Origin of the sequence: Spirosoma aureum (assembly GCF_011604685.1) — a bacterium.
GTDB classification, from domain to species: Bacteria; Bacteroidota; Bacteroidia; order Cytophagales; family Spirosomataceae; genus Spirosoma; species Spirosoma aureum.
The window spans coordinates 7,857,849-7,870,837 of record NZ_CP050063.1 but is presented as its reverse complement, the minus strand read 5'-3'; the positions used below and the strand labels follow the sequence as shown (position 1 = coordinate 7,870,837).

General features: G+C 48.5%; 9 protein-coding genes. 5 read left to right on the top strand and 4 right to left on the bottom strand.

Annotated features, from left to right (window positions below; translation table 11 throughout):
* Window positions 1-54: 54 nt before the first annotated feature.
* Window positions 55-2,658 (bottom strand): sialate O-acetylesterase, encoded by a 2,604-nt coding sequence (locus G8759_RS31635; protein ID WP_232074022.1) that lies wholly within the window; start codon window positions 2,656-2,658, stop codon window positions 55-57.
* Between the two features lie 424 nt (window positions 2,659-3,082).
* Here G8759_RS31635 and G8759_RS31630 point away from each other — a divergent pair, with 424 nt between their 5' ends.
* Window positions 3,083-3,577: a hypothetical protein gene (locus tag G8759_RS31630; RefSeq protein WP_077920058.1), complete on the top strand. Its 495-nt coding sequence runs from the start codon at window positions 3,083-3,085 to the stop codon at window positions 3,575-3,577.
* Window positions 3,578-3,763: 186 nt separating this feature from the next.
* Window positions 3,764-6,340 (top strand): T9SS type A sorting domain-containing protein, encoded by a 2,577-nt coding sequence (locus tag G8759_RS31625; protein ID WP_232074021.1) that lies wholly within the window; start codon window positions 3,764-3,766, stop codon window positions 6,338-6,340.
* Window positions 6,341-6,402: 62 nt separating this feature from the next.
* Here the strand turns inward: G8759_RS31625 and G8759_RS31620 are convergent, their stop codons facing one another.
* On the bottom strand, window positions 6,403-8,865 hold the full coding sequence (locus G8759_RS31620; protein WP_167217169.1) for a prolyl oligopeptidase family serine peptidase: 2,463 nt from the start codon (window positions 8,863-8,865) through the stop codon (window positions 6,403-6,405).
* Between the two features lie 232 nt (window positions 8,866-9,097).
* Here G8759_RS31620 and G8759_RS31615 point away from each other — a divergent pair, with 232 nt between their 5' ends.
* From G8759_RS31615 to G8759_RS31605, 3 genes are all read left to right on the top strand, one after another.
* Complete coding sequence (locus G8759_RS31615) at window positions 9,098-9,385, top strand: YciI family protein (RefSeq protein ID WP_162390019.1); 288 nt, start codon at window positions 9,098-9,100, stop codon at window positions 9,383-9,385.
* A 118-nt stretch (window positions 9,386-9,503) separates the two neighbouring features.
* Window positions 9,504-10,169: an HAD-IA family hydrolase gene (locus tag G8759_RS31610; protein WP_232074330.1), complete on the top strand. Its 666-nt coding sequence runs from the start codon at window positions 9,504-9,506 to the stop codon at window positions 10,167-10,169.
* 82 nt (window positions 10,170-10,251) lie between these two features.
* Window positions 10,252-11,049, top strand: a complete 798-nt coding sequence (locus G8759_RS31605) for a PhzF family phenazine biosynthesis protein (protein ID WP_162390021.1) — start codon at window positions 10,252-10,254, stop codon at window positions 11,047-11,049.
* Between the two features lie 64 nt (window positions 11,050-11,113).
* On the opposite strand, the gene G8759_RS31600 is transcribed toward G8759_RS31605, so the two are convergent.
* Together G8759_RS31600 and G8759_RS31595 are read right to left on the bottom strand one after the other, a co-directional pair.
* Window positions 11,114-12,349, bottom strand: coding sequence for an N-acetylmuramoyl-L-alanine amidase family protein (locus G8759_RS31600; RefSeq protein ID WP_167217164.1), 1,236 nt, complete (start codon window positions 12,347-12,349; stop codon window positions 11,114-11,116).
* The gene (locus G8759_RS31595) at window positions 12,333-12,743 is read right to left on the bottom strand and encodes a DoxX family protein (protein WP_167217162.1); all 411 of its coding nucleotides are present in this window, start codon (window positions 12,741-12,743) and stop codon (window positions 12,333-12,335) included. The genes G8759_RS31600 and G8759_RS31595 overlap by 17 nt, the downstream gene beginning before the upstream one ends.
* Between the last annotated feature and the right edge of the window lie 246 nt (window positions 12,744-12,989).

Here is a 12,989-nt window from a genome sequence, read left to right as displayed (position 1 = left end):
ACGGGTTGCCCCCGTTTTTGTTTGATTTAAGATCCTGTTTTCTCAAAAACTGCCTTATTTCTTTGGGGCATTATTTGAAAATCGATGCCCCTGAGTACTGGTCGGCGTAGCATTTATAGCCTGTTTATTGGGCGAGGCAACCGCATTCGGCGTAGCAGCAATTCGTGCGCCAGATGCGCTGTTAGCCCGTAAATCTACCTGAGCTGTATCATCTTCACCGTTAGTTGTACCGTTACCGGGCGTACTATCCGGGTCACTCTGATTGCAGGCCATAATTTGAGCCACATTTGTGAAATTTCCCTGACTGGTAACTGTAGCTGTAAAAGACAGACTAGCTGTTTGTCCGGCTGCCAACTGGCCGATAGACCCGGTTACCGACGATCCAGACGAAGTCATACCGGAAGGGGATGAAACGAACTGCATGCCCGCTGGCAGGTCGTTTTTTACGACGATGCCTGTAGCATTCAGACCACCCAGATTGAAAACCTTAAGCGTAACAGTAATAGTTTGTCCTGCCCTTACATAGCGCTGACTCAATTCCATGGTCAGGCTGAGGTCGGCTTTACTCGGGTTTGGTGTAGGCTGATTACTCTGTATGGGCGGTAAAGGGGTTTGGTTGGGATTCGGCGAAGAAAATAGCGAAAGTGTTCCCGCTGTTGACGTGGTTCGTAAATCAACCATAGCTGCGTCGTCCTGTCCATCGCCAGTACCTGAATTCGGCTGACTGTCGGGATCGATCCTGGCCTGAGCCGTTAATTGTCCGGCATTTTGATACATTCCCGGCGCTGTTAGGCGAGCTACATACTGTCGGGTGACCGATTGCCCTGGTGCTACGTTTGCGATCGTTCCGCTTATCACGCCACTAGTAGATGTTAAAGTTGACGAAGAGACAAAGACCATATTGTCGGGCAATCGATTTTGCATAGTTACTGCACCAGCGTCGCACGAGCCTTCATTTTTAACCGTTAACGAAAACGTAACAGTGTCTCCTACGGCGGCAGTTCTTCGACTAACTCCCAGCGAAAGAGACAGATCGGTCATGGCGTTGCTGATCGTAATGCTTGTCGGGCTGGATTGACAGCCATAAACACCGTTCACGGCTTGTACGGAGTAGGCTCCTACCTGGTTAGCCAGAATGGAAGAAGTTACTGCCGACGTACTCCAGAGGTTAGGGCCTGAATAACTGGATGTTAAGGTGACACTTCCTGGTAAACAAAGTGACATTGAGCCGCTGACTGTAATGGTAGGAGTAGCTGGCCTGACCACACTTGGTACCGTGACGGCCGGAGGGAAAACTACTTTTTTCTGAGGATCGCGTAAACGTACTGAATAAGTTCCTGCTCCAACGGTTAAACTCTGAATGCTATCACCCGTGTTCCAGGTGTATTGATAACCAGCAGGCTGAGTTAACGTTAGTTGATTGCCCGGCGCGCAGGCGATACTGGTGAATGGTTGATTTTGGGCCAGATAAGGCTGTATGGACTGAAGATAGCTATTGCTGATGGCATTGGCCCATAAAGCCCCCACCTGGTTCTGGCCCGAAGCCGAAAAGTGGATACCATCAGGACGGTCAGCCGGTGAGTTAACATTATCCAGGTCAGGCCCCATATAGGTCAGGTAATTCTGTCGATTGATAACCTGAAGCTGAGCCTGCCGAACATTATCGAAGGGGGCGCCGACAAATGACGACAGGGCGATAATCCAGGCCAGGTTTGGCTTACCGAACTCCTGACGGACCTTGTCGATCACGCCGTAGTGATGCGTAACGATAAGATCCGTTGGATTACCGCGATCATTTTCACCATGCTGGAGAAGAATGGCCCGAATACCCGTTGAGGGTACGTATAAATTCATCAGATTTCGCAGATTGACGTAGGGCATTCGAATCGAATACTTGATGAAGCCGTGGTCAAAGGGAATATCGTAGGCTGCCTTGTAATTATATTCCATGTTGGTCCCTCCAAAACCAGCATTATAAATCAAAACCGGTACATTGATGCGCTGCACTAGCAAATCGCCCATGTGACCCCAGAACCACGACATTTTGGCGAAGGGAGAGATGCCACTAAATGTAGATAATTGACTGAATGTCAGTCCGGGTAAATAGCGTGTATCGGCGGTGTTTTCATATTGTAAAAACTCTGGGGTTGTTTGATCGAGAGGAACCACCGTTACACGGTCGTCAAGGGCTCCGGGCATCGTTGTGCAGTAGTCCGTATTATTAATAATGCAAGCTGACCCCTGTGCATTTGAATGACCAACGATGGCAAAGACCTCACCAACGCCAAACCGATCGACTGAATCAGATGCCACAACCTGACCATTTCGCTTTCCACGGACTTCAATTCGATACCACCCTCCCGTGATGGTTAAGGTACCATTGAATTGACCGTTGAGTGGATTTGTTTGAAGCGTAGCCCAGTTGGTCGTGGTTCCCTGTCCGCTTGTTCGAACAACGGCACGAGCTTCTACCGAATCAAACAGTTGGGCATAACTACCAGCAATCTGAACCGTCGCGTTGTTATTATTGTCCCGCTGGACAATCATGCGGCTGACCGGATAAGTAACATCGATTTGGGCAACAGCCTGTAATAGACCAATGGCCCATAACATAGCCGTCAACCCTGTTAGCAGGAGTGGCCGTAAAAATAATTTCATGATGGATAAAGCAGTACCTGTTTTAGATGCAGGAAGTTTACCGTTGCTGTATTTTTGTATACTTAAAAGATTATATTGTATACATTTCAAGGCAAAGGAAATTTCCATTATCAACACTTTGTAGCCAAATATAGTACTAATGGATTAATAAGTTATCTATAGAGTCACTGATATGCGAAAATTTAATCTATATCTAAGCTAGATTATTAAACGTGAGAGGTATTCAGTTTTTATTTTTTGTGATCGACTAAGAGCCAGTATATAATTCAGTAAATGCCTATAAACCGCCGAATTCAATTAATCGCGAGAGTGCTGATGATCAGCATTGTGGCGCTGTTAGTTTTCCACCAAATCGGTTTGTTTTGGATAAAGGTTTGTGTTACTTTGTCAATGAGAAGGTATTGAACCCCTTCGCCAATTCGCGATGAACTTTGACGACGAGGACGACGACGACAGTTTCATGGACTGGGACGGTTTCGATGAGGATTACGACCCGGAAGAAGCCCGCGCCGAAATGGAGGCCGAGAACCGGCGGATTAAGAACCTGCCTATCTTACGCAAGGCCAATGAACTCATGGAGTTAACGCAGGCCATTGTTGAAACGATCAATAAAGAAGACGATGTGCTGATGATGCATGAGCAGATGTTGGCTAATGCGATGATGCTGGCTCCTAAAATCGTTGGTGCTGAGGGAGGAGATCTCTACACACTACGAATGGAAAATGCGGTTATTATTAAGATGCATGCTCGGGAATTATTGGCTCAGACTTCTTATTGCAAAGCAGAAAAACTAGCAACTCCTGCCTATTTGAATGTTCTGCGTGATGAAATTGAGCAGTTTCGCCTATTATTTGTTGAATGGGTAAATGGTTTCGATAAAGATAATGATGCTCCTGATGACTGGGGTCTGTTTTATTGAATACGCAAAACAAACCCGATCTTCTCAGGATCGGGTTTGTTTTTTTAGATCGCCGATTGCTTCATTTTATTAAAGTAGAATGTGCTGCCTGAATAATTTCTACTATATCATTTATGCTAATTATTAAATCTGTGGGTTGATGCTTATAATCAGATAACTTTGTCCACGTAAAAATCTGTTTAGTTCATGAAATTTCGTTTACCGTTATTTTATTGGTTTTCCTTTACACAGTGTTGGCTAGTACCTGTTTCTGGTTTCCTGCTGCTAATCGCTTTCCTCCAACCAATCAAGGCTAAAGATAACCCTACTTCTTATGTAGCTATTAGTGAAACTAGACCCGGTGCAGATGTCGAAAGCCCGTTGGCGGATCCTATCACCCTATCCCTTACACCAGCTTCTCCAGCAATATGTGCAGGCAGAAGCGTTGCTCTGGCGCTGACAGGTTGTCCGGTTGCCGGCACAGTTCGGTGGTCGACTAATCAGACAGGTGCAAGCATTACGGTGAGTCCTGCTCAAACAACAAGCTACACAGCCACCTGCTCCGTAAGCGGGCCACAGGGAACAACGACTGCTTCGGCAACTAGCCAGGTTGTGGTCAATCAGCCAATAGTTCTTACCAGCAACCCGGCATCTACATCGGCCTGTGAAGGCGCTGCGGTATCGTTTTCGGTTACTGCAAACGGTTCTGGTATTGCATATTCGTGGTCTCGAAACGGAGTGCCGATAGCTGGTTCGAATAGTCCTCAACTGTCGCTGGCCAGCATTACTATGGCCCAGGCGGGAGCTTATGCTGTTACTTTATCGAACCAATGCGGGAATGTGTCAAGTTCAGCGGCCCAACTGGCAATTGCTCCGGGATTAACGATATCCAGTGCTGTTACACCCGCCAATTGTACGGGGGCCAGTACGGGCCAGATTTTTATTACAGCCTCTGGTGGTACAGGGCCGCGGCAGTTTCAGCTGAACGGGCAAGGATCTCAGGTAGAAAATATTTTCTCAAACTTAAAGGCCGGAACTTATCAGGTATCAGTTAAAGACGTTCTTGGGTGTACAGCCCAAACTACCGCACAGATTAAAGAACCTACGCCTGTAGTTTTGACCGTAAAAGTTGTCAATGCAAAATGTTCAGGTGGATCCGATGGGGGGGTATTCGTTGCCGCCACGGGCGGAAATGCTCCTTACCAATTTCAGATCAATGGTGGGCAGTTACAGACTGGGGAATCATTTTTCGATTTGAAAGACAAGACTGCCTACATCGTTACGGCAGTTGACGGAACTGGCTGTGCCACATCACAGACCGCCGTGATTGGGGCTCCTCAGGCAATTGATATAAAAGCTACTATCGGGTCGGCAAAATGTACGGGCTCTGCCGATGGTACGATTAATATTTTGAGCTCGGGCGGCACAGGCTCCTATCAATATCAGATCGGTGCGGGTGTCTTTCAGGCGGGAACATTGTTCACTGGCCTTGCGGCTAATACCTATGAGGTTACGGTTAAAGATGGGAGTGGCTGTTTAGGGAAAAAATCAATAGCTGTACCGGAACCATTGCCCCTGAAACTGACCGCTGCGGTTACACCAGTCAATTGTTTTGGCGATAATAGTGGTGCCATTACACTAACGCCAAGTGGCGGAACGGGATCTGTTCAATATCAGCTGACATCTACCAAAACGCCCCAGAAAAGTAATGTATTCAAAGCGCTTGCGCTGGGTGATTACACGGTTGTAGGGACCGATTCAAATGGGTGTACAGCACTCTTACCCGTTACAATTGGTAAATCTGATCCCCTGAAAGTACAGGCTTCCATCGTGCCAGCTACCTGTTGTGTTTGCCCAACGGGCCAAGTGGCGCTGACTAGCGGTGGTGGCACCGGAACAGGACGGCAGTTTCAGTTAATTGGTCGGCCGTTTCAGGCCAGTAATCAATTTGCAGGGTTACCGCCAGGTACGTATCGTTTCCGGATTTCCGACGAAGTTGGCTGTACCGATTCGGTGGCTGTCGCTGTTACCGATGCATCATCCATGTCGCTGTCGCCTGGTCGTATAAAAGATGTTCCGTGTACGGGTGGACGCGATGGTGAAGCGGCCGTACAACTCACCGGAGGAACCAAGCCGTTCGTGTTCTACTGGCAGACCGAACGGAAAGATACCCTGAAAGCCCGGACGCCAACGCAGACTGGCCTATCTGAAGGTACTTACACCGTTAGTGTTCTGGATAGTAATCGCTGTACGACCACCACGACGTTTGTTACGGTAAAAGCGCTGGCTCCGATCCCGCCAAAGCCGGTTATTACGCAGACAAGTACTAGCCTTTCGATCGTTGAGGTGACGGGTATTCAATGGTATGTAACAGTGGATACGAGCGCTGGCAAACCGGTGCCGAATGCGACGACCTCTACGTTAGTTCCTTTCCAGAGTGGCCGTTATTACGTTGTTGTGACTCAAGGGGGATGTGCATCTTTGCCTTCCAACTTTGTGACGTTTGTGTTAACGGCCTCAGAGCCCATTGGCGACTTGTCGGTGCGAGTGGTGCCGAATCCGGTCACAGATCGGTTGCGACTGGAAATTGAACAAACACAACGGCAGGCTGTACAGGTACAGTTAATCGATCAGTCAGGTCGAGCCGTTCGGGATTATCAAATTCCCGCATTTACGGGTAAAAAGCAGGCTGAGTGGCCATTGACCGGCATTTCTTCAGGCCAGTATATGCTGAAAGCCGAAGCTGGTGATCGCCGATCTGTAATTAGAATTCTGGTAGAGTAAGTCTTCAGTAGGCAGTCTTCAGTAAGCAGTGAACGGGCTGCCTACTGAAGACTGCCCACTGTCTACAGCCGTTCTTCAAACAACTTCAGAATCCGCTTGTATTCGTCCGTCCAACTCGAAGGTTCTACGAAACCATGATCTTCCATCGGGTACGCAGCCACTTCCCAATTGTCTTTTTTAAGCTCGATCAGCCGTTGCATGAGCCGGACCGTATCCTGAAAATGCACGTTTACGTCGACCATTCCGTGGCAAATGAGCAAATAACCCTTTAAGCCTTCGGCAAAATAAATCGGCGACGAACGACGGTAGGACAGAGAATCGAGCTGAGGTTCGTTCAGGATATTAGCCGTATACGGATGGTTATAGGCTGCCCAGTCAGTTACAGGCCGTAGCGCTGCCCCCGCTTTAAATACATCAGGGGTGGTAAACATGGCCATCAGTGTGATAAAGCCACCATAAGAACCACCATAAATACCGATTCGGTTGGCATCGACACCCTGCGTTTGTACAAGCCATTTCGCGGCATCAACATGGTCAGTTAAATCTTTTCCGCCCATAAACCGATAGATGCCCGTACGCCAGTCACGGCCATAGCCCGCACTAGCCCGGTAATCGATATCGAGTACAGTATAGCCCTTGTCGACGAGCAGGTTATGGAACATGTATTCGCGGAAGTACTGGCTCCACCACTTATGCGCATTTTGAAGATAGCCTGCGCCATGAACAAATACGACACTTTTGCCGGTGGGTCTTTCGGGCTTATACAAACGGGCATAGATCGTCTGGCCATCGCTGGCGGGGATCGTTACGAGCGTAGCCTCACGCCAGGGGTAACTTTTGAAGCCTTCAGTTTGTGAGCTGGTTAACTTGATGGGAGCACTACTGGCCAGTGTCTTCTTTGCAGCAGCCGACGGTAGACCAATCTCTGCCACATATAGCTCCCAGGGCTGGTTACTGGACGAATAACGGATGGCCAGACGGGTTTCATCGGGCGAAAGCGTTACCTCATTCGCACCGGTCATTGTTGTCAGACGAACGCGTTCACCGCTGTTCACCGCCATCCGGTAAAAGTGCTGCTCGCCGGGATGCACCTCATTGGTTTGCAGGAAAAAATAGGCTTTGTCTTTTGATGGCAGAACCTGCTGTACTTCAAATTTTCCTGAAGTCAGCTGCTTCTTTTGGCCGCCTGCCAATACGTTGATCGAATAGAGGTGCGAATAACCATCAGCTTCCGACTGAAACCACAGCGTTTGATTATCGGCCAGAAAGCCCATGTTGCCCGGCGAATTTGCGGTGCCAATACCAGGTCCGCCAATCCAGGCTTCATCGTGCTGGCGATCGAGCAATGTCAGTTTAAGCGTTTCGGGTTCGAACCGCATGATCCACCGATCTTTGTTATCCTGCGACCGAACGACAACCACACACAATTTGCCATCTTCAGACCATACTGGGCCATTGATGGTAACCGGACGTGTTTTTTTTGCTGTATCTGGTTTGGCACTGGAAACCGTTTTTAGGTATTCTGGCTTATCACCGATTCCCGGAATATCCTTGACGCTTACCGCCCGGACGGTATCTTTGACACTATCATACACGAAAAATTCCTGGCTGGCTAATGGAGCACCCACTTTAGTCCGTGCCGGGAGTTCTTCGGTATAACCCGACTCCGTTACATAAGTTGGCACCTGCGCATTTTTGGCATTGGTCGCATTTTTAGAGAGTCGGTAAGTTACAAAGCGCCCATCAGGACTGACCTGAGGATTAAACAATTGTTTGTCATCCAGGTAAATTTCTTTAGGACGTTTGGGCTTGTCTGCTTTGCTGATACGGTCTGCTTCGTCTTTCTTGGCCTTACGCTCTTTCAGAACCGTTGATAAGCGAAGCTGATCCTGCTTCAGAAATTTCTCTTCGTCGGTTAGCTTAGGCTCGGCTTTTTTAGCACCCGTCCGGAAATCGGTCAATTGCATCAGTTCGCCCGATTGAAGGTTGATGCTGAACAGATTGGGTGTACGTCGGAAAATAACCCGCTGTTCGTCGCCAGAAAAAACAGGATTGGCTTCCATCTCAACGGTATTGGTGAGCTGACGAATTCGCCCGGTCTTGACATCGATCCAGTAAATATCTCCCTGCCGTTCGAAGAGACGCTGCGTGCGTGCGCGATTGAAAGCCGCGATTGGTTCGGTCGGCAGAAGGCGACGATCGGCCGGACTTACCTTCTGCGGTTGCGATGCCGTTAGGGTTTTTCCAGTCGTGAAAGTCACTTTATACAGCGAATCACTTTTGTTCTTATCAGGATTCCAGTCAAAATAAAGTGTCTTCGAGTCGTCGGACCAGTATGGATTGGAGGGCGAAGTACCCATCCAGACCTTGGGATCCTGCATAATGGCGTCAACGGTGAGTTGAAGCCTGTCTGATGGCTTCTCGACCTTTGGTGAAGGCTGAGCAAAGGCATTCGCGGAAACGAATGCCAGAAGTAGTGGTCGATAGAGGTACGAACCACATTGATGAAGCGTAGTTTTTGTCATAAAACACATAATTCGGGTTGTGTGGCACAAATTAGCCACAAAGCTGCTAATCACGTAGCTTATCTAAAAAAGAGGCTACAGAAACTTTAAACGAGTGTGTCAGCGAATGCTGAACAACTGCTACGGTTATTCTCTAATCAAATTCTAATTTTTTTATGGGTAAGGCAAAAAATGCTAATCGGTAGTTTGCCGAAAGATGGTATCTTGCCTAATAAAATCCTTCTTTGCTTCGATGCAATACGTTGTTCATGCTTACGATCACACCGATGCCGATGCGCTTGACCGGCGTATGGCTACCAGGCCCGCTCATCTCGACTATGTCCGCGAGTTAAAAGCAAAAGGCCAGTTTGTCCTTGGTGGTGCACTTCTTGATCCGGTTGGACAAATGATCGGCTCTATGTTACTCCTCGATCTGGAAACAGAAGAGCAGCTGGCCGACTACCTCAAGTCTGATCCTTACATCGTTCAGGGCGTCTGGGACAAAGTCGATGTGAAACCTTTTCGTAGAGCCGACGTGTGAGAAATGGCGGCAGTGATTCAGGGGTCAACCTACTTTTCGTCCGAATGACTGCCCGTCGTATCGATGGCGCGACACTAACTACTCATGACTTATTTTGATACACGCAGCAATATTTGATATGGATGGGCTGCTGGTGGACTCTGAACCCCACTGGCGGGCCATGGAACGCGAAGTATTCGCAACAGTCGGGCTATACCTGACCGACGATGAGTGCAAACAAACGACAGGGTTGCCAATTCCAGATGTTGTGAATTATTGGTTTGCACGAGCACCCTGGAGTGAGGAAGCAGCCGCAGGCCGTAGTCATGCCGATCTTGGCGATGCCATTACGGCCGGTGTTCACGAGCGTATTGCCAACTTAGCCGAACCGATGCCGGGTGCTATTGAAGCACTGGAGTTATTTTTTCGGTTGGGAATCCCGACGGCTATCGCATCGGCCTCGCCTATGAGCCTGATTGAGGTTGTGGTAAACCGGCTTCGTATTCGTAACTATCTGACGCTCTGGCATTCGGCTACACTGGAGGCCCGCAATAAACCCGCACCCGACGTTTATCTGGGAACCGCTCGTAAATTAAGTGTACTACCCGCAGCCTGCATTGCGTTTGAAGACTCAGGGAGTGGTCTGATATCGGCCCATTCGGCTGGTATGCAGACCGTGGCCGTGCCTGCTGCATTTGAACTGGATCACCCCAAATTTACCATCGCCGATGTGATTATACCTTCATTGACTGAGTTTTCGATGGATATGCTAACCACATTGCAGAACAAAGAATATCATTCCTAAACATATAAACCTGTAACCTGGCCGGGCGAAATGAGTCTAGAAACTAGATGAGTGCCGTCAATGGTCTTTTCCGTTATTACCCATGCGTATTTATCAACTTGATGCTTTTACCGATCACCTTTTTTCTGGAAATCCGGCTGCGGTTGTTCCGCTGACCGAGTGGCTCCCTGATGAACAGATGCAGCGCATTGCCGCTGAAAACAACCTGGCCGAAACGGCTTTTTACGTTAAAACTGAAGGGGAAGCCAACTATCATATCCGCTGGTTTACGCCAACCCTTGAAGTAGACCTTTGCGGCCATGCAACATTGGCTACCGGTTACGTCGTATTTTTTCTGGAACAGAAACCAGAAACAGACCATATATATTTCAGCTCCCGAAGTGGTCCCTTGAAAGTATGCCGGAGTGAAGATGGCTGGCTAACGCTCGATTTTCCGATTGATGTGGTGCATAAGGCTAATTTACAGCCACCTGCCCTGTTAGCTAGTCTGAACGAAAAACCGCTGGCAGTTTACAAAGGCAAAACCGATTACATGCTGATCTATGAATCGCAGGCGCAGATTGCAGCCCTGGAGCCTGATTTTCGGGAAATGAGCACAGTGCCAGCGCGTGGTGTTATTGTAACAGCCCCTGGCGATGCCAATTCTGGAATTGACTTTGTATCCCGTTTTTTTGGCCCTCAGTCCGGCATTGATGAAGATCCGGTAACCGGTTCGGCACACACAACCCTCGTGCCCTACTGGTCCGAGCAACTCGGGAAGACAGATCTAACGGCTCTTCAGCTATCGAAACGGGGTGGCTATCTGCGCTGTAAGCTCAATGAAGCCCGTGTCGATATTTCCGGTCAGGTACAATTATACCTGACCGGAGAAATACTGTAATGGCTGGTTTGTGATTTTTGGTTTACGGCTTTCTCCGCTGACAACCGTAAACCAAAGCCATAAACTACTTACTGTCGGCAACGAACCGTTTCAGACCTCGTCGGATGGCTTTGGCCATATGCTGCCGAAACCGTTCATCAAGAATACGATCTTCATCGGACCTATTGCTCAGGAACGGTCCTTCGACCAGCACGTTTGGGTAGTCGGTAGGCGTGTTGAAGAAAAAATTAAAATGGCCAATGTTGCCAAATTCGGCGGCCCCCGTTTTCTGTAGTTCATGCAGGACTGCCTGACTCAGTGGCCGAAAACCGAGGTGTTTGTAGTATGTACTAACACCTTGTACGCGCGTATTGTCCGATGAATTAAAATGAATGCTGACCAGAAGGTCGGGTAAGTTTTGCCGCATAGCCAGAATACGCGCTGTTGGCCCGATAAGCGTATCGCTCATGCGGGACATCACTACCTGAACACCTGCCCGTTCGAGCAGTGAGCGTAACCGATTGGCAACATCAAGTGTAAAGTCTTTTTCTAAACGCCCCGACACATTTCCATTAGCACCTGTATTTGTGCCGCCGTGTCCTGCATCGACTGCAATCGTTAAGCCGCGAAGTTTGTGTTTCTGGGGAGGTCTCCGAATCCGAATCATCAAGGTATTGCGTTGATAATAAATGGAGTAACCCCATGATTGGCTGTGTTTGACGTCGATGAAAAGCCGTACAGTTTCGTCGGAGATCTGCTCAAACCAAACGTTACGGATTTCCTGGGCCGAAGCCAGCTGGGTGATCCAGTTCGTGTTAACGGTAACCCCAAATACATCTAGGATTAGCCTTGACGGATTAAGTTGCTGCTGGCTTCGGTAGGGAAAGCGGGCGGGAAGGCGAACGGCCACATAATCGAATCGAGATGCTGAGCCTGATTTTGCAGAATCCCCGTAAACAGTCCAGTTTCCGGTAAGCGCAGCTTTGGGAAAGGTGTGAAGCGTATCGATAGCAACCTGATCCCTGGGAATGAAGGCCGTTAGTGTAGGCGATAGCCTGACCCGCCAGAATTGATGTGTAGAGTCAACGCTGGCCAGCCCCGTCAAATTCAGTACAATTCCAGAATCGAGCGTTTCCATACGAGCGCCCCCCAGTCGATCAGTGCCGAGGCCGTAATACAAGGGCGTGAGCGTGGTGCGGGTATATCCCGTCAAGGTTGTGTCGTGAACAACGGGCAATGCCGTTTGACCAAAACAAACGCTAAGGGAGATTGTAGCCAGCAGGGCTATCAGTAAACTGTTGCGATTAGTTGATGCCTTCATCAATAGACGGCTTACCAGGGCCGTTAACGAGTAGAAAAATGCAAACTGCCAGCAGATTGACTGATGGAAATGTGTTTTGATATGTGTCATTGATAGCCAGATGAGCCATACCGACAGCCACACTAAAATTAATGATAAGCAGGATACTCGCCCAGCGAGTCCACAACCCCAACAGAAGCAAAATGCCGCCAATTAACTCCGTATAGACCGATAGATAGGCACCAATTGTAGGCAAAGGAAATCCCAGACTGGTCAGATACGACATAAATTCCGGCATTTTTTTGTCGGGCGAAAAAGCATATGGATACGAGACTTTTACCAGCTGAAAACCAAAAGCCAGCCGTAAAATCAGTACGCCAATCGAACGAAACCGGTAAAGTGAGGCCAGGTTCATAAGGGTTTAGTCAATAAAGAAGAGGCTATTGATCGCAAATTTCCTGTTTCTGAAATAGCCGAACGATTATTGCTAAATTTTAATTTGTAATGAATCTAAACAAGCGTACCTTTGCTGCGAAAACAACTGGTACGAATGACCGCCGAATTTTTTTCTCCTGAATCGCTTACTGCTCTGAACGATTCAAAACCGATTATCCAGTCGAACCCTTTCCTTAGTTATGACTGCGTGCTGAAAAAGTGCTGC